At 70.7% G+C, this 21,273-nt stretch carries 24 protein-coding genes; 14 read left to right on the top strand and 10 right to left on the bottom strand.

Translation table 11 applies throughout. The features are described 5' to 3' along the window. The first annotated feature begins 14 nt into the window (after window positions 1–14). Together BMW88_RS18170 and BMW88_RS18175 are read left to right on the top strand one after the other, a co-directional pair. Entirely contained in the window at window positions 15–446 is a 432-nt protein-coding gene (locus BMW88_RS18170) for a hypothetical protein (protein ID WP_143116129.1), read from the top strand. Window positions 447–455: 9 nt separating this feature from the next. After that, entirely contained in the window at window positions 456–1,223 is a 768-nt protein-coding gene (locus BMW88_RS18175) for an alpha/beta hydrolase (RefSeq protein WP_089952051.1), read from the top strand. Here the strand turns inward: BMW88_RS18175 and BMW88_RS18180 are convergent. After that, the gene (locus BMW88_RS18180; protein ID WP_177221166.1) at window positions 1,216–1,593 is read right to left on the bottom strand and encodes a winged helix-turn-helix transcriptional regulator; all 378 of its coding nucleotides are present in this window, start codon (window positions 1,591–1,593) and stop codon (window positions 1,216–1,218) included. The two genes, BMW88_RS18175 and BMW88_RS18180, sit on opposite strands and share 8 nt — an antisense overlap. Before the next feature lie 119 nt (window positions 1,594–1,712). Between BMW88_RS18180 and BMW88_RS18185 the strand changes: the two genes are divergently transcribed. Further along, complete coding sequence (locus tag BMW88_RS18185) at window positions 1,713–2,411, top strand: alpha/beta fold hydrolase (RefSeq protein WP_089952054.1); 699 nt, start codon at window positions 1,713–1,715, stop codon at window positions 2,409–2,411. 23 nt (window positions 2,412–2,434) lie between these two features. Here the strand turns inward: BMW88_RS18185 and BMW88_RS18190 are convergent, their stop codons facing one another. Then, a complete protein-coding gene (locus BMW88_RS18190) occupies window positions 2,435–3,469 on the bottom strand; it encodes a LacI family DNA-binding transcriptional regulator (protein ID WP_089952056.1) in 1,035 nt (344 codons plus the stop codon). A gap of 143 nt (window positions 3,470–3,612) precedes the next feature. On the opposite strand from BMW88_RS18190, the gene BMW88_RS18195 reads away from it, so the two are divergent. Genes BMW88_RS18195 through BMW88_RS18205 form a run of 3 tightly spaced genes read left to right on the top strand, consistent with a single transcriptional unit; the run spans window position 3,613 to window position 6,397 of the window. Then, window positions 3,613–4,629, top strand: coding sequence for a sugar ABC transporter substrate-binding protein (locus tag BMW88_RS18195; RefSeq protein ID WP_089952212.1), 1,017 nt, complete (start codon window positions 3,613–3,615; stop codon window positions 4,627–4,629). Window positions 4,630–4,631: 2 nt separating this feature from the next. Next, window positions 4,632–5,633: an ABC transporter permease gene (locus BMW88_RS18200; protein WP_089952057.1), complete on the top strand. Its 1,002-nt coding sequence runs from the start codon at window positions 4,632–4,634 to the stop codon at window positions 5,631–5,633. Next, the gene (locus BMW88_RS18205; protein WP_089952060.1) at window positions 5,630–6,397 is read left to right on the top strand and encodes an ATP-binding cassette domain-containing protein; all 768 of its coding nucleotides are present in this window, start codon (window positions 5,630–5,632) and stop codon (window positions 6,395–6,397) included. Before BMW88_RS18200 ends, BMW88_RS18205 begins: the two co-directional genes overlap by 4 nt. Here the strand turns inward: BMW88_RS18205 and BMW88_RS18210 are convergent. Then, window positions 6,394–6,735: a YybH family protein gene (locus BMW88_RS18210; RefSeq protein WP_089952214.1), complete on the bottom strand. Its 342-nt coding sequence runs from the start codon at window positions 6,733–6,735 to the stop codon at window positions 6,394–6,396. The genes BMW88_RS18205 and BMW88_RS18210 overlap by 4 nt on opposite strands. A 3-nt stretch (window positions 6,736–6,738) precedes the next feature. Here BMW88_RS18210 and BMW88_RS18215 point away from each other — a divergent pair, with 3 nt between their 5' ends. Next, entirely contained in the window at window positions 6,739–7,107 is a 369-nt protein-coding gene (locus BMW88_RS18215) for a winged helix-turn-helix transcriptional regulator (RefSeq protein ID WP_245777883.1), read from the top strand. Here BMW88_RS18215 and BMW88_RS18220 read toward each other — a convergent pair. Together BMW88_RS18220 and hrpA are read right to left on the bottom strand one after the other, a co-directional pair. Continuing rightward, window positions 7,081–7,371: a hypothetical protein gene (locus BMW88_RS18220; protein WP_089952061.1), complete on the bottom strand. Its 291-nt coding sequence runs from the start codon at window positions 7,369–7,371 to the stop codon at window positions 7,081–7,083. The two genes, BMW88_RS18215 and BMW88_RS18220, sit on opposite strands and share 27 nt — an antisense overlap. Before the next feature lie 39 nt (window positions 7,372–7,410). Further along, the gene (hrpA, locus tag BMW88_RS18225; RefSeq protein ID WP_089952064.1) at window positions 7,411–11,277 is read right to left on the bottom strand and encodes an ATP-dependent RNA helicase HrpA; all 3,867 of its coding nucleotides are present in this window, start codon (window positions 11,275–11,277) and stop codon (window positions 7,411–7,413) included. A gap of 200 nt (window positions 11,278–11,477) precedes the next feature. Here hrpA and BMW88_RS18230 point away from each other — a divergent pair, with 200 nt between their 5' ends. Together BMW88_RS18230 and BMW88_RS18235 are read left to right on the top strand one after the other, a co-directional pair. Next, window positions 11,478–12,038 carry a DUF4240 domain-containing protein gene (locus BMW88_RS18230; protein ID WP_177221167.1) on the top strand — a complete coding sequence of 187 codons (561 nt, stop codon included), beginning with the start codon at window positions 11,478–11,480 and terminating at the stop codon, window positions 12,036–12,038. Next, window positions 12,038–12,361, top strand: coding sequence for a hypothetical protein (locus tag BMW88_RS18235; protein ID WP_089952067.1), 324 nt, complete (start codon window positions 12,038–12,040; stop codon window positions 12,359–12,361). Before BMW88_RS18230 ends, BMW88_RS18235 begins: the two co-directional genes overlap by 1 nt. Here the strand turns inward: BMW88_RS18235 and add are convergent. Then, on the bottom strand, window positions 12,328–13,302 hold the full coding sequence (add, locus tag BMW88_RS18240; RefSeq protein ID WP_089952069.1) for an adenosine deaminase: 975 nt from the start codon (window positions 13,300–13,302) through the stop codon (window positions 12,328–12,330). The genes BMW88_RS18235 and add overlap by 34 nt on opposite strands. Before the next feature lie 268 nt (window positions 13,303–13,570). On the opposite strand from add, the gene BMW88_RS18245 reads away from it, so the two are divergent. Genes BMW88_RS18245 through BMW88_RS18255 form a run of 3 tightly spaced genes read left to right on the top strand, consistent with a single transcriptional unit; the run spans window position 13,571 to window position 16,156 of the window. Next, window positions 13,571–13,942: a DUF4180 domain-containing protein gene (locus BMW88_RS18245; RefSeq protein ID WP_089952070.1), complete on the top strand. Its 372-nt coding sequence runs from the start codon at window positions 13,571–13,573 to the stop codon at window positions 13,940–13,942. Window positions 13,943–13,994: 52 nt separating this feature from the next. Next, window positions 13,995–15,041, top strand: coding sequence for a threonine aldolase family protein (locus BMW88_RS18250; protein ID WP_089952072.1), 1,047 nt, complete (start codon window positions 13,995–13,997; stop codon window positions 15,039–15,041). Beyond that, window positions 15,038–16,156 carry a site-specific integrase gene (locus BMW88_RS18255; protein WP_245777884.1) on the top strand — a complete coding sequence of 373 codons (1,119 nt, stop codon included), beginning with the start codon at window positions 15,038–15,040 and terminating at the stop codon, window positions 16,154–16,156. The genes BMW88_RS18250 and BMW88_RS18255 overlap by 4 nt, the downstream gene beginning before the upstream one ends. A 410-nt stretch (window positions 16,157–16,566) precedes the next feature. On the opposite strand, the gene BMW88_RS18260 is transcribed toward BMW88_RS18255, so the two are convergent. After that, complete coding sequence (locus BMW88_RS18260) at window positions 16,567–17,016, bottom strand: YybH family protein (RefSeq protein ID WP_089952074.1); 450 nt, start codon at window positions 17,014–17,016, stop codon at window positions 16,567–16,569. 106 nt (window positions 17,017–17,122) lie between these two features. Between BMW88_RS18260 and BMW88_RS18265 the strand changes: the two genes are divergently transcribed. After that, window positions 17,123–17,497, top strand: a complete 375-nt coding sequence (locus BMW88_RS18265) for a YciI family protein (RefSeq protein WP_089952075.1) — start codon at window positions 17,123–17,125, stop codon at window positions 17,495–17,497. Next, entirely contained in the window at window positions 17,494–18,744 is a 1,251-nt protein-coding gene (locus BMW88_RS18270; protein WP_089952077.1) for an RNA polymerase sigma factor, read from the top strand. The genes BMW88_RS18265 and BMW88_RS18270 overlap by 4 nt, the downstream gene beginning before the upstream one ends. On the opposite strand, the gene BMW88_RS18275 is transcribed toward BMW88_RS18270, so the two are convergent. The 3 genes from BMW88_RS18275 to BMW88_RS18285 are packed head-to-tail and all read right to left on the bottom strand — an operon-like array spanning window position 18,644 to window position 21,220. Continuing rightward, a complete protein-coding gene (locus BMW88_RS18275) occupies window positions 18,644–19,336 on the bottom strand; it encodes a histidine phosphatase family protein (protein WP_245777885.1) in 693 nt (230 codons plus the stop codon). The two genes, BMW88_RS18270 and BMW88_RS18275, sit on opposite strands and share 101 nt — an antisense overlap. Window positions 19,337–19,346: 10 nt before the next feature. Continuing rightward, window positions 19,347–20,174, bottom strand: a complete 828-nt coding sequence (locus BMW88_RS18280) for an undecaprenyl-diphosphate phosphatase (protein WP_089952079.1) — start codon at window positions 20,172–20,174, stop codon at window positions 19,347–19,349. After that, on the bottom strand, window positions 20,171–21,220 hold the full coding sequence (locus BMW88_RS18285) for an LLM class F420-dependent oxidoreductase (protein ID WP_089952081.1): 1,050 nt from the start codon (window positions 21,218–21,220) through the stop codon (window positions 20,171–20,173). Before BMW88_RS18285 ends, BMW88_RS18280 begins: the two co-directional genes overlap by 4 nt. Window positions 21,221–21,273: the final 53 nt, after the last annotated feature.

A 21,273-nucleotide genomic window follows, 5' to 3' on the forward strand; every position in this document is an offset into this window, starting at 1 on the left:
GGCACCGTCGCGGTGTGAGAATCGTTTCTGTCGCGGCGGTGGCCGCTTTCGCACTGGCCGGGTTGTCCTCTGGCGTGTTGTCCTCTGGGGTGGCGCACGCGGAGTCGGCGCCCGGCTGCGGCCCGGTGACGCAGATCGGCGGCACGGCCTACATCGGCTGGGAGGCCGGTGCGCAGTGGGCGTCGGTGAAGCAGTTCAAGGGCTGCGGGAAGAACTGGGCCTACGTCTACGTCTGGGACAGCTACCACAACCGGGGCGGTGACTACCGCGTCGCGGCCGGGATCCTGACCTCCGGTGGCGTGCAGGGCTACAAGAAGGGCGCCAACCGCCAGCAGGAGGTGTGGTCGTCGGGCACGGACACGCTCAGCGTGTGCACGCAGGCGCAGGGGCACCTGTTCGACAACCCGGAGTACGCGCACTTCGCCAACACGGACAAACGCTGCTGAGATGGGGGTGTGCGGAGGGCGGTGTTGATCGCGGTGGCGGTGGTTGTCACCATCGTCGCCGTGGTCTTCGCCTTTCAGCGCAAGCTGGTCTACTTCCCCTCCCCCGGTCCGCTGCCGTCCGCCGAGGAGGTGCTGCCCGGCGGGCGGGACGTCCGGCTGGTGACGGCGGACGGTCTGCTGCTGGCCGGGTGGCACTTCGTGGTGCCGGACGCGCCGGTGACGGTGATCGTGTTCCCGGGCAACGGCGGCAACCGGCTGGGGCGGGTGCCGCTGGCGCGTGAGCTGACCTCGCGCGGGTTGTCGGTGCTGTTGTTCGACTACCGCGGGTACGGCGACAACCCCGGCAAGCCCACGGAGGAGGGTCTGGCCTACGACGCGCGGGCGGCGCTGGACCTGCTGGACGGGCCGGTCGTCTACTTCGGCGAGTCGCTGGGTGCGGCGGTGGCGGTCGAGCTCGCGACCTACCGGGCGCCGCGCGGGATGGTGCTGCGGTCGCCGTTCACGTCGCTGGCGGCGGCCGGGTCGCACCACTACCCGTGGCTGCCGGTGCGGATGTTGCTGCAGGACAAGTTCCCGCTGGCGGAGCGGGTGGCCGCGGTGGACGTGCCGACGGTGGTGGTGCTGGGCACGGCGGACTCGGTGGTGCCGCCGGCGCAGAGCCGGGCGGTGGCGGCGGCCGCGCGGGCCAGGCTGATCGAGATCGCGGGCGCCGACCACAACGACGAGGTGCTGCTGTCGGGTCCGCAGGTCGTCGACGCGGTGCTGTCGCTCAGCTGAGCGGCGTCCCGCGCGAGTGGTCCCGGGGTGGCCGGCGGGTGTCGTAGGCCGCGCGGGCGGCGTCGATGTGCGCCAGGTGCGTGGTGCTCCACTCGAGCAGCGGCGCGGTGGCCTCGCGCAGGGTCCGGCCCATCTCGGTGAGCTCGTAGCTGACGTGCGGCGGCATGACGTTGTGGACCGTGCGGGTCAGGATGCCGTCGCGTTCGAGGTCGCGCAGCGTCACGGTGAGCATGCGCTGGCTGATGCCGTCGATGGCCCGCTTGAGTTCGGTGAAACGCCGCGGCCCGTCCTTGAGCGTGCGCACGACGAGCAGCGCCCACTTGTCGCCGACGATCCCGAGGACCTCGCGGGCTCGGCACGGGTCCTGCACGGGGTTACCTCCTGGGAACCGGGGCACCGGAAAGTGCCGTATTGCCCGGTGCGCGTGGTGGGGATGACGATGTTCTCGGTTACCGAATGGTACCGAGACACGAGGAGGAACCACACGCGATGGCGACATTTCTGCTGGTGCACGGCGCCTGGCACAGCGGGCGGTGCTGGGACCGGGTGGTCCCGCTGCTGGAGCCGGCCGGGCACCGGGTGCTCGCGCCGTCGCTGACCGGGTACGGCGACAAGGCGCACCTGCTGGGCCCCGGCGTCGGGCTCGGCACCCACGTCGACGACATCGCCGGTCTCATCGAAGGCGAGGGTCTCGACGACGTCGTGCTCGTCGGGCACAGCTACGCCGGGATGGTCATCTCGGGGGTGTCCCACCGCGTTCCGAAGCGGATCGCGCACCTGGTGTTCCTCGACGCGATGGTCCCGCGGGACGGTGAGACCGCGGTGGACGTCCTCCCGGTCGCCCGGCAGCTCGTCGACGCGGCCGTGGACGGCTGGCGGATCCCGCCGATGCCGGAGCAACCGCCGCCGCTGGGCCTGTTCGGGGTCACCGATCCCGGCGACGTCGCCTGGCTGCGCTCGATGCTGTCGGACCAGCCGGTGCGCTGCCTGCAGGAGCCGGTCCGGCTGGACGACCCGGCGGCGCGCACGATCCCGCGCACGCACATCCACTGCGTCGGGAGCCGGCCGGCGGGCATCACCCGGCGTCCCGTCCCGGCGGGCGAGCGGGTGCGGGAGCTGCAGACGGGGCACGACTGCATGATCACCACGCCGGTCGAGCTGGCCGGGCTGCTGCTCGAGGTGGCGTAGCCGGCTCCGGCGCGCGCGGGCGGTCAGCCGGTGGGTGGCGGGATCTCGCCGGAGCCGCGGCGCACCAGCGTCGCGGGGACGACGGCGTGCACGGGGGGTGAGGTGTCGCCGTCGATGCGGGCCAGGACGAGCTCGGCGGCTTTGCGGCCGATGCCGGGCACGTCCTGGCGCACGACGGTGATGCCGGGTTCGAGCAGGTCGGCGAGCCGGAAGTCGTCGAAGCCGATGAGGGCGACGCGGCGGTGCTCCCCGCGGGCGCGCAGCGCGCGCATGGCGCCGACGGTGACGAGGTTCTGCGCGGTGAACAGCGCTGTAGGCGGCCGGGCGAGGCCGAGCAGCGTGCGCGCGGCCGCCTCGGCGGGGGCGTCGCCGTGCAGGTCGGTGCGCACGAGCTCCTCGCGCAGGGTGAGGCCGGCCTGGGCGAGGCCTTCGAGATAGCCGGTGTAGCGCTCCTGGCTGGTCCACAGGGTGCGGCGGTCGCCGAGGAAGCCGATGTCGCGGTGGCCGAGCGCGGCGAGCCGCAGGACGGCGTCGCGGGAGCTGTCGCGGTTGGTGGTGGTGACGCAGTCGGTGCCGCCGAAGGTGGGCGGCCGGTCGACCAGGACCATCGGGGTGCCGCGTTCGCGTTCCTGGTGCAGGGCGTCCTGGTGGCCGCCCGCGGCCATGACGACGACGCCGTCGACGCGGCGCGCGGACAGCGAGACGAGCAGTTCCCGTTGCAGGGCGCGGTCGTCCTCGCTGCTGCCGGCCAGGACGAGGACGCCGCTGTGGCGGGCGCGGTCCTCCACGGCGCGCAGCAGGGCGGAGTCGAACGGGTTGGACAGGTCCTCGAACAGCACGCCGATGGTGGCGCTGCGGCGGTCGGAGCGGCGCAGGCTGCTGGCGGTGAGGTCGGGCCGGTAGCCCAGGGTGCGTGCGGCGGCGCGGACGCGGTCGGTGACCTCGGTGCCGGCGCCGGGCAGGCCGTTGATGACGCGCGAGACGGTCTTGGTGCTGACCTTCGCCAGCGCGGCGACCTCGCGCATGGTGGGCTCGCGGCGCCCGGCACCCTGTCCCATCTCGTCCTTCCCTGCTCCCGACGGCTATTGCGTCAACGATGACGCAACGGTATACCGAAATACTGGCTCGTGTAGCTGCTCTTCCGTTCACGGCAGAGGGATTGCGGACGGGTGGTTACGTCAACGATGACGTAGGAGTGGTCATGCGCAGAGCGGTCGGGTTTGTCAGCGCAGCGGCGGTGCTCGTGGCGGTCACCGCGTGCGGGGGTGGTGGCGGGTCCTCCGGCGGTGCGACGGTGGTGGGGCTGGTCACGAAGACGGACACGAACCCGTTCTTCGTGAAGATGAAGGAGGGCGCGCAGCAGGCGGCCTCGGCCTCGGGTGTGACGGTGCAGTCGTTCGCGGGCAAGCAGGACGGCGACAACCAGTCGCAGGTCGACGCGATCGAGAACCTGATCGCCTCGGGCGCCAAGGGCGTGCTGATCACGCCGAGCGACTCGAAGGCGATCGTGCCGTCGGTGGACAAGGCGCGGGCGGCGGGCCTGCTGGTGATCGCGCTGGACACGCCGCTGGAGCCCGCCGACGCGGCCGACGCGACGTTCGCGACGGACAACTACCAGGCCGGTCTGCTGATCGGGCGGTGGGCGAAGGCGAAGTTCGCGAAGGAGGGCCGGCAGGCCAGGATCGCGTTGCTGGACCTCAACCCGAACCAGGTGTCGGTGGACGTGCAGCGCGACCAGGGGTTCCTGGAGGGCTTCGGCGTCGACGTGAAGGACAAGACCCGCATCGGCGACGAGTCCGACCCGCGGATCGTGGGGCACGAGGTGACCAACGGCGACCCCGCCGGCGGCCGCACGGCGATGGAGAACCTGCTGCAGCGCGATCCCGGCATCACCCTCGTCTACACGATCAACGAACCCGCTGCGGCGGGCGCGTACGAGGCGTTGAAGGCGGCGGGCAAGGACAAGGACGTCGTGATCGTGTCGGTCGACGGCGGCTGCCCCGGCGTGAACAACGTCAAGGCGGGGGTGATCGGGGCGACGTCGCAGCAGTACCCGCTGAAGATGGCCCAGCTGGGTGTGGAGGCGGTCACGAAGTTCGCCGGTGACGGCTCCAAGCCGCAGGACACCGACACCGGGGTCACGCTGATCACCGACCAGCCGGCCGAGGGCGTGGAGTCGAAGGACTCGGCGTTCGGCCTGCAGAACTGCTGGGGCTGAGGATGACGGCCGCGGTGGAGCACCGGGATCGTTCGCTGCTGACGCGCGTGCAGCACCTGCTGCACGCGCAGGCCACGATCGGGCCGGCGGTGGTGCTGCTGGTGTCGGTGGTGGTGTTCGCGTTGCTGTCGGAGCGGTTCCTCACGCCGGGCAACATCTCGCTGGTCCTGCAGCAGGTCGCGGTGGTGGGGACGCTCGCGGTGGGGCAGACGATCGTGATCCTGACGGCGGGCATCGACCTGTCGTGCGGGGCGATCATGGTGCTGACCTCGATCGTGATCGCGAAGGTCGCCTCGGAGACCGGCCTGCCGGGCCTGCCGGCGCTGCTGCTGGGGTTCGTGGTGGGCACGCTGTGCGGGCTGCTCAACGGGCTGCTGGTGACGCGGTTGAAGCTGCCGCCGTTCATCGTCACGCTGGGCACGTTGAACGTGTTCTTCGCGCTGAACCTCTGGTACTCGGGCAGTGCCACGATCCGGGGCACGGACATGCCGTCGTTGCTGCTGTGGACCGGGCAGACGGTCACCGTGGGCGGCACGCGCATCACCTACGGCTCGATCCTGCTGGTGCTGCTGGTGGCGGCGATGGCGTTCGTGCTGAAGAACACCGCGTGGGGCCGGCACGTCTACTCGACCGGTGACGACCTGGAGGCCTCGCGGCTGTCGGGGATCCGGACGGCGCGGGTGCTGCTGAGCGTGTACGCGACGGCGGGGCTGATCTACGCGGTGGCGGCGTGGACGCTGGTCGGCCGGATCGCCTCGGCGAGCCCGCAGGCGGGGCAGACCGACAACCTGGACTCGATCACGGCGGTGGTGATCGGCGGGACGTCGCTGTTCGGCGGCCGCGGCGCGGTGGTGGGGTCGTTGATCGGCGCGTTGATCGTCGGCGTGTTCCGCAACGGTCTGGCGCTCGCGGGCGTGGACGTGCTGTGGCAGACGATGGCGGTGGGGGTGCTGATCATCGTGGCGGTGTCGCTGGACCAGTGGATCAGGAAGGTGAAGGCATGACCACCCCGGTGCTGCGGGCGAGAGGCCTGGTCAAGCGGTACGGCAGGGTGACGGCGCTGGCGGGCAGCGACCTGGAGCTGCTGCCGGGGGAGGTGCTCGCGGTGATCGGCGACAACGGGGCGGGCAAGTCGTCGCTGATCAAGGCGCTGTCGGGGGCGGTGGTGCCGGACGAGGGCGAGATCTTCCTGGACGGTTCGCCGGTGTCGTTCGCGACGCCGATCGACGCGCGGAAGGCGGGCATCGAGACGGTGCACCAGTCGCTGGCGGTGGCGCCGTCGCTGGACATCGCGGCGAACCTGTTCCTGGGCCGGGAACGCCGGCGCAAGGGTGTGCTGGGGTCGGTGTTCCGGATGCTGGACCGGCAGGGCATGCGGGAGGAGGCGCGCCGCCAGCTCGACGCGCTGGGGATCATGACGATCCAAAACCCGGGCCAGGCGGTGGAGACGCTGTCCGGCGGTCAGCGCCAGGCCGTGGCGGTCGCGCGGGCGGCGGCGTTCGGCAGCCGGGTGGTGATCATGGACGAGCCGACGGCGGCGCTGGGTGTGCGGGAGTCGCGCGCGGTGCTGGACCTGATCGGGCAGGTGCGCGATCGGGGCCTGCCGGTGATCCTGGTCAGCCACAACATGCCGCACGTGTTCGAGGTGGCCGACCGCATCCACATCCAGCGCCTGGGCCGGCGCAAGGCGGTGGTGGACCCGCGGTCGGTGTCGATGTCGGACGCGGTGGCGATCATGACCGGCGCGCTGGAGCCGCCGGGGTCCTAGGCGGTGCCGAAGGGGTTGTCGATCACGTACCGCCACCGGCCGTCGGCTGCTCTGCGGGCGACGTCGGTGGCGGTGCCGGTCACCTCGCCGATGGTCCAGTCGACGATGAGCAGCGCGATGCCGTCGTGTTCGTAGACGTGGCGCGGCCGGACGTCGATGGGCAGGCCGAGGCGGAGGAACCGCTGGTTGGCCGTGCGGCGGGCGGCGCCGGTGGCGGTGGTGCCGGGTTCGGGGACGAACAGGCCGCCGGGTTCGTAGACGGCGTCGACGGCCCGCGGGTCGCGGGAGTTGAACGCGGCGGCGAACTCGTGGGCCACACTGGCGGGGTGGATGGTCATGCTGTGAGCGTCGCGTTCGCCGGCGTGGGTCACCAAACGGTGACCTGGGACCGGCCGTCGGCGCAGTGCCCGGTGGAGGTGGCGCTGGCGGCGGTCAGCGGCCGGTGGGCGACGCTGGTGCTGCGGGACCTCATGCACGGGCCGCGGTCGTTCTCGGCGTTGCGGGCGGGGTTGCCGGCGCTGAGCGCGAAGGTGCTGACCGAGCGGCTGGAGTCGTTGACCGCGCAGGGCCTGGTGTCGTGCACCCGCTCCCCCGGTTTCCCGGTGCGGACGTCGTACGCGCTGACGTCCGCCGGGTTGTTGCTGCGGCCGTTGCTGGTGGAGTTGTACCGCACGGGTGAGGCGCTACTGGGCGAGCTTCCGGATGACTGACTCCAGTGGCGCGAGGACGTCGCGGGAGCGCATGAGGCCTTCGGAGACCTCCACGACGTCCGGTTTCAGCTGCTTCCAGTGCGGATCGTCGCCGGGGATCTGCACCAGGCTGAGCCCGAACACGGGTTCGTGGCCCAGTTCCTGCCTCAGCTCGACGAGGACCTCCCGCAGGGCGTCGTCGAACCGGGCTCGGGTGTCGTCGTATGCGTTGCGTACGTCGCTGGTGATCTGGACGGACCACGTGGAATATCCGTCGAGGTTCATGGCTCACGGTAGCGGCACGGCGTGGTGCCGTGCCATGGGTCACAGCGGCACGGCGTCGAGTGCTTTGTAGATCCGCTTGTCGCTGACGGTGTAGCGCGTCCCGATGGTCTGGGCGAAGTAGGACAGCCGCAGCTCCTCGATCATCCACCGGATCTCGTCGAGCTCCGGTGACGGCTCGTCGGCCGGTGTCTGCGCGCGCAGCTCCCGGTACTCGGCGTGCACCTGGTGGATCTTGTCGGTCCACTCCAGGTCGCGGCGCGGGTTCTCGGGCAGCTTCTCGATGCGCCGTGCGATGCCCTTGAGGTAGCGGACGAGGTCGGGCAGCCGGTCGTAGCCGGTGTCGGTGACGAACCCCTTGTACACCAGCGAGCCGAGGTGTGCGCGCAGGTCGGCCGCGGAGTCCGGGGCGCCTTTCAGCCCGGTCAGTGCCAGCTCGGCCTCGTGGGCGGCGTGCAGGATCTTGCGGACCTCCTGCACGACGACCCAGGTGGTGTCGTTGATGGCCGCCTGGACCTTCTTGAGCTGCGCGGCGTAGGCCGCGGCGTCCCAGGCGGGCTCGCCCATGAGCCGGTCGACGGCGGCGGTGATGCAGTCCGCGAGCAGGGGTGCGACGCCGCCGTGGGGGTTGCGGGTCAGGGCGAGCTTGGCGGCGTTGTCGAGGTGGCGTTGCAGGTGCTTGACGGGTGAGTTGATGCCGAGCAGCAGCAGCCGGCGCACGCCGCGGCGGTGGGCGTGGGCCTGGCGGCCGGGGGTGTCGAGGACCTTGATCGCGACGGTGTCGCCGTGGTCGATGAGCGAGGGGTAGGCGGTGACGGTGATGCCGGACTGCCGTTGCTCGATCGTGCGCGGCAGGGTGCCGAAGTCCCACGTGGTGATGCCGGTGCGTTCGAGGTGCCCGGCGGCCTGGCTGAGCGACTCGCGGACCTCGTCGCGCAGCTTGTCCTTGAGCGCGGCGATGTCCTTGCCCTCGGCCAGGGTGCGGTCGTGCTCGTCGACGACCTGGAAGGTGAGCTTGAGGTGGTCGGGGACGGCGTCGAGCTGCCAGTCCTCGCGGTGCACCGTGACGCCGGTGAGTGCTTTGAGCTCGCGTTCGACGCCGGTGAGCAGCGACGTCTCCTCGGGTTTGATGCGGGCCAGCACGGCGGTGGCGACGTCGGGGACGGGGACGAAGTTGCGGCGGATCTGCTTGGGCAGGGAGCGGATGAGCGCGACGACGAGGTCGTGGCGCAGGCCGGGGATCTGCCAGGAGAACGCGTCGTCGTCGAGCGTGGTGAGCGCGGGCAGCGGGAGCTTCACGGTGACGCCGTCGTGGCGGCTGCCCGGTTCGAAGTGGTAGCTCAGCGGCAGGGTCAGCTCGCCTTGGCGCCACTGGTCGGGGTAGGCGTCGGGGCTGACGTCGGCGCGGTCGTTGACCAGCATCTCCTTGGTGAAGGTGAGCTGGTTCTTGTCCTTCTGCTTCTTCCACCACGAGTCGAAGTGCCGGGCGGAGACGACCTCGGGGGCGACGCGTTTGTCGTAGAACTCGAACAGCGTCTCCTCGTCGACGACGATGTCGCGGCGGCGGGCGCGGTTCTCCAGCTCGCCGACTTCCTCGAGCATCGCGCGGTTGGTGTGGAAGAAGCGGTGGTGGGTGGTCCACTCCCCCTGCACGAGCGCGTGGCGGATGAACAGCTCACGTGACAGCACGGGGTCGATGCGGCCGTAGTTGACCTTGCGGCCGGCGACGATCGGCACCCCGTACAGCGTCACCTTCTCCAGGGCGACGACGCTGCCGCGTTTGGCTTCCCAGTGCGGTTCGGAGTACTGGCGTTTGACGACGTGTTCGCCGAGGCGTTCGGCCCACTCGGGTTCGATCTTGGCGACGATGCGTCCCCACAGCCGGCTGGTCTCGACGAGTTCGGCGGCCATGACCCACTGCGGTGGCTTCTTCGCGAGGGCGGAGCCGGGGAAGATCGCGAACTTGGCGTTGCGGGCGCCCAGGAACTCGGTCATCGGACGGCGTTTGTCGCCGGGCGCCTGTTTTTTGAGGACGTCCTTGACGCCGATGTGGCTGAGCAGCCCGGACAGCAGGGCGATGTGGATGTTGCGGGGGTCGCCGGGCTGGTCGTTGAGGTGCATGCCGATCTGCTTGGCGACCTGGCGCAGCTGCAGGTAGATGTCCTGCCACTCGCGCACGCGCAGGTAGTTGAGGAACTCGGCCTTGCAGCGCTTGCGGAACTGGTTGCCCGACAGCTCCTTCTGCTGCTGCTTGAGGTACTCCCACAGGTTGAGGAACGTGCCGAAGTCGGATTCGGGGTCGACGAACCTGGCGTGCTGCGCGGTCGCGGCTTCCTGCTGGTCGGCGGGGCGTTCGCGGGGGTCCTGGATGGACAGCGCCGCGGCGATGATCATGACTTCTTTGAGGCAGCCGGTGGTGTCGGCCTCGAGGACCATGCGGCCCAGGCGGGGGTCGACGGGCAGGGCGGCGAGCTTGCGGCCGGTGGGGGTGAGCTTCTTCTCGGCGGCGTTGATGGCGCCGAGCTCCTGCAGCAGACCGATGCCGTCGTTGATGTTGCGGGCGTCGGGCGGGTCGATGAAGGGGAACTTCGCGACGTCGCCGAGGCCGATGTTGGTCATCTGCAGGATGACGCTGGCGAGGTTGGTGCGCAGGATCTCGGCGTCGGTGAACTCCGGCCGCGCTTCGAAGTCCTCTTCGGAGTACAGGCGGATGCAGATGCCTTCGCTGACGCGGCCGCAGCGGCCCTTGCGCTGGTTCGCGCTCGCCTGGCTGATCGGTTCGATCGGCAGGCGCTGGACCTTGAGGCGGTGGCTGTAGCGGGAGATGCGGGCGTTGCCGGGGTCGATGACGTACTTGATGCCCGGCACGGTGAGGCTGGTCTCGGCGACGTTGGTGGCGAGCACGACGCGCCTGCCGGTGTGGCGCTGGAAGACCCGGTGCTGCTCGCCGACGCTGAGGCGTGCGTAGAGCGGGAGGATCTCGGTGTTGCGGAGGTCTTCGGCCTTGAGGGCGTCGGCGGTGTCGCGGATCTCGCGTTCGCCGGAGAGGAACACGAGGATGTCGCCGGGGCCTTCGGCCTGCAGCTCGTGGACGGCGTTGACGATGCCCTGGGTCTGGTCGTCGTCCTCCTGCAGCGGCCGGTAGCGGGTCTCGACGGGGTAGGTGCGGCCGGAGACCTCGATGACCGGGGCGTTGTCGAAGTGCTGGCTGAAGCGCTGCGGGTCGATCGTCGCGGAGGTGATGACGACCTTGAGGTCGGGGCGGCGCGGCAGCAGCTGCTTGAGGTAGCCGAGCAGGAAGTCGACGTTGAGGCTGCGTTCGTGGGCCTCGTCGATGATGATCGTGTCGTAGCGCGACAGGGTCCTGTCGGTCTGGATCTCGGCGAGCAGGATGCCGTCGGTCATGAGCTTGACCAGGGTCTCGTCACCGGACTGGTCGGTGAAGCGGACCTTGTAGCCGACGGTGTCGCCGAGCTTGGTGCCCAGTTCCTCGGCGACGCGTTCGGCGACGGTGCGCGCGGCGATGCGGCGGGGCTGGGTGTGGCCGATCTGGCCGGTGATGCCGCGGCCGAGCTCCAGGCAGATCTTGGGCAGCTGGGTGGTCTTGCCCGAGCCGGTCTCGCCGGCGACGATCACGACCTGGTGCCGCGCGATGAGCTCCTTGATGTCGTCCTTGTGCTGGCTGACCGGGAGCTCTTGCGGGTAGCTGATCGGGGGGACGGACTCCCGGCGCAGCGCGACCTTGAGGGCCGCCTCGTCGAACTGGGAGGCGATCTCCTCGGTGATCTTGCGGCGGGCCAGGGGGTCTTTGACCTTGCGTGCGCCGTCGAGGCGCCTGGCGAGCCGGCGTTGATCACGCGCCATGAGCTCGGGCAGGCGTTTGTGCAGTTCAGCGAGCGGGGTGTCCATTTGGGTTCCAGGATAGTCAGCCCGTGCGAGTTCGCTCGCGTCAATAACCCGCACGCGGCCGCGGCGGCGTGCGGCCCGGCCTGGCGAGGGAGGCGGAGGTGCGGGCGCGCGGCCAGGACCGCGGCCTGGCGGATGTGGCGTGAGCTGCGGCGATGCCGGGGTGCGCAAAATTGTCAGACCCCCTCGCTAGCGTGCTCGGCATGGACCTGAACGCGTTCTGGGCCCTGGTCGAGTCCTCCGGTGCGGAGACCTCCGGCCGGGACGAGCGGCTGCGGCGGCTGACGGCCGCGCTGGCCGCGCTGCCGCGGCAGGAGGTGGCGGAGTTCGCGGTGTGGCTGGACCGGGCGCGGCGCCGGGTGGACACGTGGGCGCACTGGCAGGCGGCCGACGTGATCTGCGGCGGCCTGTGCTCCGACGACGGGTTCTTCTACTTCCAGGCGTGGCTGGTCGGCCAGGGGCGGGCGGTGTTCGAGGCGGTGGCCGCGTCGCCGGACGCGCTGGCGGACGTGCCGCACGTGCGGGTGCTGGCCTCACGCGGGGGCGTGCACGCGTGGGCCGATGACGAGTGGCCGGACTGGGAGGACCTCGACCACGTGGCGGACGAGGTGTTCGAGGGTGGTCTGGACGAGGAGCTGGCCCGGCGCGGGGTGTGGTTGCTCACGGCGCCGGAGCCGGCGGGTGAGCAGTGGGACTTCGCCGATCCGGCGGAGATCTCGGCGCGGGTGCCGCGGCTGGGTGCGTTGTTCGGGAAGGTGGCGTGATGGTCGCGGTCGACGTGGTGGTGTGGCGGGCGCCCGGTCCGGCGTCGTCGGCGGAGGCGGCGGCCCGGTACGCGGAGCTGCGCGCGTCGCCGCTGGGCGCGTTCGAGCCGTCGGTGGCGGCGTTCGTGCGCGAGCTGCGGCAGACCTCCCCGGATCCGTCGTCGCCGGTGTCGTGGGAGCAGGCGCTGACGGTGGGCACGGACGCGGTGATCGTGCATGTGGTGTGGCCGCAGCGGCAGCGGGTGCTGGACCTGGTGGCGTTGCTGGCCGAGCGGCACGGCCTGGTGTGCTACGAGCCGGCGCGCCAGGTGGCGATGTCCTGACGCAGCGCCGTTTTGACCGCGGCGGGTGCGTAGGAGGCGTCGGCGGCGGCGGTGGCGATGCGCGCGAGGGCGTCGTCGCCGAAGCCGAGCTCCTCGCGCAGCAGCCGGTACTCGTCGGTGAGCGTGGTGCCGGTCGAGGAGGGGATGTCGGTGTTGAGCGTGACGGTCAGCCCGGCGTCGAGCAGGTGTGGCAGTGGATGAGAGGAGAGGGAGCCGACCAGTCCCAGTGCGACGTTGGACGACGGGCACACTTCGAGCGGGATGGCGCGGTCCCGCAGCAGCGCGACGACCTCGGGGTCCTCGAGCGCGCGGAACCCGTGCCCGATCCGGTCGGCCAGCCCGACGGTCACGGCTTCGGCGACGCTCGCCGCCCCGCAGCACTCCCCGGCGTGGTGCACGAGCCCGACGCCGGCGTCGCGCGCGGCACGGAACACGGTCGTGAACGGGGTGAGCGGGTGGTCCTCCGCTCCGGCCACCCCGATCGCCACGACCTGTGGGTGCGTGACCGCGAGCCGCAGTGAGGTCTCCAACCGTTCGACCGGCCGCTTGCGCGGGTGGTCCACGATCACACGGCAGACGATGCCGTGGGCGGCCTGTCCTGCGGCGAGCCCGGACAACACCGCCTCGAGCGGCATGTCCGGATCACCGAGCCGTTCGCCGTGCGCTGCCGCGGTGAACGTGACCTCGGCGTAACGGGTCCCCTGCGCTGCTTCCTCGGCGCAGAACTCGTACGCGATCCGGTGGAAGTCCTCGGCTCGCCGCAGGCAGTCCCGCACCGCGCCGTTGTGCGCGGCGAACTGCGCGAAGCCCTCGAACGGCCCCCGCGCCCGCGGCACCTCGACGCCGTGGTCGTCGACCAGGTCGGCGAGGGTGTCCGGCCGCACCGTGCTTTCCAGGTGCACGTGCAGGTGCGCCTTGGGCAGCGCCGCGAGATCACGCATGGGCCGCGACGCTACCCAAGGCCCTCCCGCCGGCGCTCGGGATTTTTCGCCGCGCGGCCCCGGCGGCGAAGTACCCGACGCGGTCCGCCTTGGACACGGACGTTGCCGTGGCCGCCGGGGTCGGTGCGCACAGGTCGCGCCGCGCGGAGTGCGCGGGACCGGGGAGCCGCCGAGAAGCCCCGACACGGCCGTGGTGGGTCCGGCGCCTCCGGCCGGCGCCGGAATTGCGCGCGACGCCGGGGCCCGGCCGCCGCTAGGTTGCGCTTCCATGCCTGATGTTGTGCAGACGCGCCACGGCGCGACGGTGTTGATGTGCGCCCCGGACGGTCCGCCGATCGCCGACGAGCAGTCCGCTGTGGACCTGATCGGCACGTTGTGGGGCCAGGACGTGCAGTGGCTGGTGCTGCCGGTGACGCGGCTGACGCCGGAGTTCTTCGTGCTGCGCACGCGGGTGGCGGGCGCGGTGGTGCAGAAGCTGCAGCAGTACGGGTTCCGGGTCGCGGTGGTCGGGGACATCACCGAGCAGGTGGCGGCGAGCACGGCGTTGCGGGACTTCGTGCACGAGTCGAACCGGGGCCGGCAGCTGTGGTTCGTGGCGGACGAGGCGGAGCTGGACGCGCGGCTGGGCGCGGCGGCCTGAACACGGCAAACGGCCCTATTGCAACTAGCTTGCAATAGCTAGGGTCGGGGTCATGGACATCCGTCGTTCCCTGTCGCACCACAGCGGCCCGCGCCGGTCACCGCTGGAGCTGCTGCGCCGCCTCACCGAGCACGTCACCGCGGACACCCGGCCCGAGGACCCGGTGCGGGTGCTGGAGCAACGGGTCGCGGACCTGCTGGGCAAGCCCAGGGCGCTGTTCTTCCCGTCCGGGACGATGGCGCAGCAGACGGCGCTGCGGGTGCACGCCGAACGCACCGGCAGGCTGACGTTCGCCGGGCACCCGCAGACACACCTGCAGGTCTGGGAGAACCAGGGCTACGCCGCCGTGCACGGCCTGCGGTTCCACCCGGCGGGCGACCGGCACTCGCTGCTCACGCTCGAGGACCTCCAGGCCGTCGGCGAACCCCTCGCGGCGGTGGTGATCGAGCTGCCGCAACGCGACATCGGCGGCCTGCTGCCCTCCTTCGCGGACCTGGCGGCGCAGACGGGCTGGGCGCGGCGCACCGGCGCGGCCGCGCACTGCGACGGCGCACGGCTGTGGGAGGCGCAGACCGGCTACGACGCGACGCTGCCCGAGATCGCCGCCCTGTTCGACACCGTGTACGTCTCGCTCTACAAGGGACTCGAAGGGGTGCGCGGCGCGGTGCTCGCCGGCGACACCGAGACGATCGAGCAGGCGGCGGTGTGGCGGCGCAGACTGGGCGGAGCCATCGCGGACGCCTGGCCGCTGGCGTCGATCGCGTTGCTGGGGATGGACGAGAACCTGCCGAGGATGGCGCAGTACAAGGCCCACGCGCAGGCGCTCGCGGAAGCGATCAACGCCGGCGGGTTCGCCCATACGAGCCCCGTCGTGCCGGCCACTCCCCTGTTCCACGTCCACCTGCCGATGCCGTGGCGCGACGCGCAACGCGCGGCGCAGGACCTGCTGGAGGAGACCGGCATCAAACTGTTCCTCCACGCGCGGTCCAACCCGGATCCGGGCCGCTGCAGCTTCGAGGTGGCGGTGGGCGCCGGCGGGCTGGAGTTCACGCCGCACGAGGTCGCCGAGTTGATCAAGGGGCTACCATCGCGGGTGTGAGCCTGCCCGAACCCGTCCGGCACGCGCTGGTGCGGGTGTCGCACTCGGTGCTGATCGACGTCGACGCGCTCGCCAGGGTGCGCGAGCGGTTCGACGACGAGCAGGCGGCCTCCCTGTCGTCCTACCTGCGCAGCGCGCAGTCGCCCAACACCGTGCGGGCCTACCGGTCGGACTGGATCGCGTGGGCGGGCTGGTGCCAGGCCGAGCAGCGCCAGGCGCTGCCGGCGGACCCGCTGGACGTGGCGGTGTACCTGGCGGCCGCGGCGGACACCGTGAAACCGGACGGCACCCCCGCCTTCGGCGCCTCCACCCTGGAGCGCAAGTCGGCGGCCATCGCGGCGGTGCACGCGGCGAACGGCCTGCCGAGCCCGACGCGCAGCGACGTGGTGCGCCTGACGCTGCGCGGCATCCGCCGCACCCGCAAGGCCCAGCCCCGCCGCAAACGGCCGGTGCTGCTCGACACGCTGCAGGCCCTGCTCGACGAACGCCCCGAGGCCGGCCCGGCCCGCGCCAGGGACGCCCTGCTGCTGCTGGTCGGTTTCGCCGGGGCGCTGCGGCGCAGCGAGCTCGCCGCCATCGAGTTCGACGACGTGTCGGTGGAGGTGGATCCGCGCACGCACGAACCGCTGCTGCTGATCCGGCTGGGCGCGACGAAAACCGACCAGACCGGCAGGCACCAGCAGTCGGTGGTGCTGCCACGGGGAAGCCGCCGGCCGACGTGCCCGGTGTGCGCGTTCGCCGACTGGGCCGACGTGCTCGACGGCGAGGACGTCACCGAGACCGGCCTGCACCGCTGCCACGGCTACGAGGGCACGCGCCGCGGCGGCGCGCTGTTCCCGGTGATCAACCGGCACGGCGGCGTCGGCGGCAAGGCGATGTCGGGACGCGCGGTGGCGGAACTGGTGAAGCGGTACGCGCTCAAGGCGGGACTGGATCCGGCGTTGTTCGGCGGGCACTCGCTGCGGGCGGGCTTCGCGACCCAGGCAGCGCTGGGCGGGGCGAGCGACCGGGAGATCATGCGGCAGGGCCGCTGGACCAACCCGCGCACGGTGCACCGCTACATCCGGACCGCGAACCCGCTCGAGGACAACGCCGTCACCCGCCTGGGCCTGTGAATCCGTGACCCAGATCTCACCGCGGGCGGTTAACTCTAAACAAGATCCCCCCCGGTAGGACTGCGCCGAAAAGATCAAGCCGCTGCGCCGCCGGCAGGATCGCCCCACTGGTTTCCGCCGTGTTTCCACACCCGGTGAGCAGGCCTTATGTCCCGGCATCCGGACCGGAACCCCTCGCCTGACCAGCACAGCCGTTCAATTCGTGAAGCGATCTCGCACTCTGGGAGCGGCTGATCACATGCACCCAGAGCAATACGATCACCACGCCCGGTCATCGCGGTGACGGGGCCAGTTCCACGGCGATCACCCCGGCGCCCCTGCAACGCCGGAGCGAACGCCACGGCACCCGCCACGAAGAAGTCCGGGGCCCGGACCGCACCCCTGCACGGTCCGGGCCCCGGCCCACCCGCTCACGGCCGGAGATCGGTCGCCGCCAGGAACGAGCCGTCCATGTGGAACGGCACCGACTCGTGCTCGTGCGTCACCAGCCACCGCCCACCCCGGCGCCGCAACCCCACCGTCGTGCGCATCCACATCGAGAACCCCTCCGCATACCCCACCGGCACCGCCGCCAGCCGCACTAGCCCGTACGCGAACGCCACGTCACCACACACCACGACCTCCACGTCCCGGTGCTCCAGCGTGATCGGCCCGGCGAACCCGGCCATCCACCCCGCCAACGCCTCCGGATCCCGCGCCGACAACCCCGTATGACGCAGCGGAGGCGCCAACGTGCACGTCACCGCGTCCTCGGCATACCGCGCGACGATGCGCCCGGGATCACGCAGACGCATCCCCTCCTCGTGCTCGGTGAACAACGCGCGGATCGCGACCTCATCCCGCACCGGCGTGTCGGTCATCCGGAAACCTCCCTCGAATCGGCAGACACACCGATGTCGAGACACCGCCCGCGGTCTCGACATGGCGGTGAGAGGATTTTCCCGCCAGCCACCAGCGGAGGCCCCGGTGAAGTACCTGATCCTGATCTACAGCAACCCGAAGTCACGCGCGGCCTGGGACAAGCTCACCGACGAGCAACAAGCCCAGTTCGGCCAAGCCCACCACGACCTCAGTGACAAGCTGCGCGCCTCCGGCGAACTCATCGTCAGCGAAGGCCTCCCCGGACCCGAAACCGGCAAAGGCGTGAGCATCCGCGACGGCGAAGTCGTCGTCACCGACGGCCCGTTCGCCGAGGCCAAGGAATACCTCGCCGGGTTCTACCTCGTCGAAGCCGACACCATCGACCAGGTCATCGCCCACGCCGCCACCCTGCCCGACGCCCACAACGACGGCATCGAGATCCGCCCCGTCTGGGACACCTCGATGCTCGACGACCTGTGAACCGCGACGTCGAGGGCCTGCTGCGCACACTCGCGCCGCAGGTCCTCGGCGTGCTCGTACGCCGGCACGGCCACTTCGACCTCTGCGAGGACGCCGTGCAGGAAGCCCTCATCCACGCCGCCCGGCAATGGCCCGCCGACGGCGTGCCCGACAACCCCAAGGGCTGGCTGATCACCACCGCCGGCCGCCGCCGCATCGAACAGCACCGCTCCGACACGGCACGCCGTCACCGGGAGGAGAAAGCCGCCGCCCTCACACCCCCGCCACCCGACCCCGTGCCCGCCCAGGACGACACCCTCACCATCCTCGCCCTGTGCTGCCACGACTCACTCACCACGGCCTCCCGGATCGCCCTCACGCTCCGCGCCGTCGGCGGCCTCACCACCGCCGAGATCGCCCGCGCCTTCCTCGTACCCGAAGCCACCATCGCCCAGCGCATCAGCCGAGCCAAACAGAAGATCAAGAACTCCGGCGCCCGGTTCCGCCCACCCGACGACCTCACCGCCGTCCTGCACGTGCTCTACCTCATCTTCACCGAAGGCTCCACCGCCAGCTCCGGCACCGACCTACTCCGCGTCGACCTCACCGCCGAAGCCCTCCGGCTCACCCGCCAACTGCACAAACGCCGGCCACACGACGGCGAGCTCACCGGCCTGCTCGCACTGATGCTGCTCACCGACGCCCGCCGGCCCGCCCGCACCGACCCCCACGGCACCCTCATCCCCCTCGCCGAGCAGGACCGCACCCGCTGGAACGCCGACGCCATCGCCGAAGGCACCACGCTCATCCGCACCGCACTGCGAACCGCGGCCATCGGCCCCTACCAGCTCCAAGCCGCCATCGCCGCCGTGCACGCCGAAGCCACCACCGCACACGACACCGGCTGGACCGAGATCCTCGGCCTCTACGACCTGCTCACCGCCATCGCCCCCGGCCCGATGGTCTCACTCAACCGCATCGTCGCCGTCGCCATGGTCCACGGCCCCGACGCAGCACTCACCGAACTGTCCACACTCGACCTCGACCACCACCGCGTCCACGCCGTCAAAGCACACCTGCTCGACCTGCGCGGCGACCACGACCACGCCCGCGACGAATACGACAAAGCCGCGAACCTCACGCTGAACGCCTCCGAACAGCGCTACCTCAGATCCCGGTCGCGCCACCCACGGTCGCGTCCGACGACGGCTCCTCCTGCGGCGGCGCCTTCGGCACCACCCCCGTCAGATCACCACCGTTGTCGTTGACCCGCAACACGAACGGCCGCGTCTGCGTGTACTGCACCACCGACACCGAACACGGATCCACCACGATCCGCTGAAACCCGTCCAAGTGCACACCCAGCGCATCCGCCAGAATCGACTTGATCACGTCACCGTGCGAGCACAACACCCACACCGCACCCGGACCGTGCTCCTCCGCGATCCGCGCATCATGCGCCCGAAGAGCCGCCACCGCACGCGCCTGCACGTGCGCCAACCCCTCACCCTCGGGAAAAACAGCCGCGGACGGGTGCTGCTGCACCACCGCCCACAACGGCTCGTTCAACAAATCCTTCAACGCCTTACCGGTCCACGCGCCGTAGTCCACCTCGGACACATCCGGCTCCGCCACCGCCTCCAGCGCACGATCCGCCAGCAACGGCGCCAGCGTCTCCTCACACCGCTGCAGAGGAGACGACACCACCGCGCTCACCGGAACATCCCGCAACCGGTCCACCAGCGCCGCGGCCTGCGCCCGCCCGCGCTCGTCCAAACCGACACCCAACGACCTCCCGGCCAGCACACCGGAACCATTGGCAGTCGAACGCGCATGTCGAAGCAGGATCACAGTGGCCACAACACCCACCTTAGATCGGCTGCAGCAACCCCATCGACAGCAGCCCCATCAGCACCAGACCCAGCATCAACCGGTACCACACGAAAGCCGAGTACGAGTGCTTCGACACGTACTTCAACAACCACGCGATCGTCGCGTACCCCACCACGAACGAGATCAGCGTCGCCACCACCATCTGCGGAACCGACGCCTGCACACCCTCACCCGACCGCTCCAGCACGTCCGGAATGGAGAACAACCCCGCCCCGAACACCGCCGGAATCGCCAGCAGGAACGAATACCGCGCCGCCGCCTCCCGCGTCAGCCCCAGGAACAACCCCGCCGTCAACGTCCCACCCGAACGCGACACACCCGGGATCAACGCCAGCGCCTGCGCCAGCCCCATCCCGATCGCGTCCTTCATCCCCAGCTCGTCACGCCGCTGCTTCGCCAAGTGGTCCGCCAGCCCCAGCAGCAGACCGAACACCACCAGCATCGTCGCCGTGATCCACAGATTCCGCGCCGACGTCCGGATCTCGTCCTTCAGCAGGTACCCCAGCACCGAGATCGGCACCGAACCGATGATCACGTACCACGCCAGCCGGTAGTCCTTCTCCTTGCGCGCCTCCGCGCTCACCAGGCCGCGGAACCAGGCGCTCAGAAAGCGCCCGATGTCCTTGGCGAAGTAGATCAGCACCGCCACCTCGGTACCCAGCTGGATCACCGCCGTGAACGAAGCGCCCGCGTCGTTGCCGAAGAACAGCGTCGACGTGATGCGCAGGTGCGCACTGCTGGAAATCGGCAGGAATTCCGTCAGTCCTTGGACGAGTCCGAGAACCAGAGCCTGCAACCAGCTCAACTACCCACTCCTGCCAGATCCAGAGCCTCGGCCGCGGTGCGAAGGCCCGCGATCCCCTGCTCGAGATCTTGCAGCATCGGCGAAACGGACAACGTGGTGACCCCCGCGGCGGCAAGAGCCCGCATCTTGTCTGCTATGCGCTCCTTCGGCCCCAGCAACGCCGTCGCATCCAGGAACTCCAGCGGGATCGCCGCCATCGCACCCGCGTAGTCCCGCGACAGGTACTTCTCCTGGATCTCCTCCGCCTCGGCCGGGAAACCCATCCGCACCATCAGGTTGTTGTAGAAGTTCTGCTTCCGCGACCCCATACCGCCCACGTACAACGCCGTGTACGCCCGAACCGGATCGGCGCACGCCTTCCAGTCCTCACCCACCACCAACGGCACGGTCGGCACGACGTCGAACCCCTCCATCGACCGCCCGGCCCGCTCACGACCCGCCCGCACACTCGCCAGCGACTCCGCCGAGTACTCCGGAGAGAAGAAGATCGCCAGCCACCCGTCCGCGATCTCCCCCGTCAGCTCCAGGTTCTTCGGACCCACCGCCGCCAGGTAAACCGGAATCCGCTCCCGCACCGGGTGCACCGTCAGCTGCAACGCCTTGCCAGGACCATCCGGCAACGGCAACGTGTAATGCTCCCCCTCGTACCGCAACTTCTCCCGCGTCAACGCCTTCTGCACGATCTCCACGTACTCGCGCGTCCGCGCCAACGGCTTGTCGAACCGCACACCGTGCCAGCCCTCCGACACCTGCGGACCCGACACCCCCAGCCCCATCCGGAACCGGCCACCCGACAACGTGTCCAAAGTGGCCGCCGTCATCGCCGCCATCGCGGGCGTCCGCGCCGGGATCTGGAAGATCGCGCTACCGACGTCGATGCGTTCGGTCTGCGCCGCCACCCACGCCAGCACCGTCGGCGCGTCGGAACCGTAGGCCTCCGCGGCCCACACCACCGAAAAGCCGAGCCGATCGGCCTCTTTGGCCAGCTCAAGGTTCGCGGCGTCGTTGCCGGCGCCCCAGTATCCGAGGTTCAGTCCGAGCTTCACGAGCCGAGACCCTACCGGTCAGTAACACCGATTGCCAGGCTCAACCGATGATC

Source organism: Lentzea xinjiangensis (assembly GCF_900110955.1).
Lineage (GTDB): Bacteria > Actinomycetota > Actinomycetes > Mycobacteriales > Pseudonocardiaceae > Lentzea > Lentzea xinjiangensis.

Coding starts and splice junctions, on each gene's coding strand:
- BMW88_RS18185 (WP_089952054.1), top strand. CDS start 1,713: ATGGCGACATTTCTGCTGGTGCACGGCGCCTGGCACAGCGGGCGGTGC.
- BMW88_RS18190 (WP_089952056.1), bottom strand. CDS start 3,469: ATGGGACAGGGTGCCGGGCGCCGCGAGCCCACCATGCGCGAGGTCGCC.
- BMW88_RS18195 (WP_089952212.1), top strand. CDS start 3,613: ATGCGCAGAGCGGTCGGGTTTGTCAGCGCAGCGGCGGTGCTCGTGGCG.
- BMW88_RS18200 (WP_089952057.1), top strand. CDS start 4,632: ATGACGGCCGCGGTGGAGCACCGGGATCGTTCGCTGCTGACGCGCGTG.
- BMW88_RS18205 (WP_089952060.1), top strand. CDS start 5,630: ATGACCACCCCGGTGCTGCGGGCGAGAGGCCTGGTCAAGCGGTACGGC.
- BMW88_RS18210 (WP_089952214.1), bottom strand. CDS start 6,735: ATGACCATCCACCCCGCCAGTGTGGCCCACGAGTTCGCCGCCGCGTTC.
- BMW88_RS18220 (WP_089952061.1), bottom strand. CDS start 7,371: ATGAACCTCGACGGATATTCCACGTGGTCCGTCCAGATCACCAGCGAC.
- hrpA (WP_089952064.1), bottom strand. CDS start 11,277: ATGGACACCCCGCTCGCTGAACTGCACAAACGCCTGCCCGAGCTCATG.
- BMW88_RS18230 (WP_177221167.1), top strand. CDS start 11,478: ATGGACCTGAACGCGTTCTGGGCCCTGGTCGAGTCCTCCGGTGCGGAG.
- BMW88_RS18235 (WP_089952067.1), top strand. CDS start 12,038: ATGGTCGCGGTCGACGTGGTGGTGTGGCGGGCGCCCGGTCCGGCGTCG.
- add (WP_089952069.1), bottom strand. CDS start 13,302: ATGCGTGATCTCGCGGCGCTGCCCAAGGCGCACCTGCACGTGCACCTG.
- BMW88_RS18245 (WP_089952070.1), top strand. CDS start 13,571: ATGCCTGATGTTGTGCAGACGCGCCACGGCGCGACGGTGTTGATGTGC.
- BMW88_RS18250 (WP_089952072.1), top strand. CDS start 13,995: ATGGACATCCGTCGTTCCCTGTCGCACCACAGCGGCCCGCGCCGGTCA.
- BMW88_RS18260 (WP_089952074.1), bottom strand. CDS start 17,016: ATGACCGACACGCCGGTGCGGGATGAGGTCGCGATCCGCGCGTTGTTC.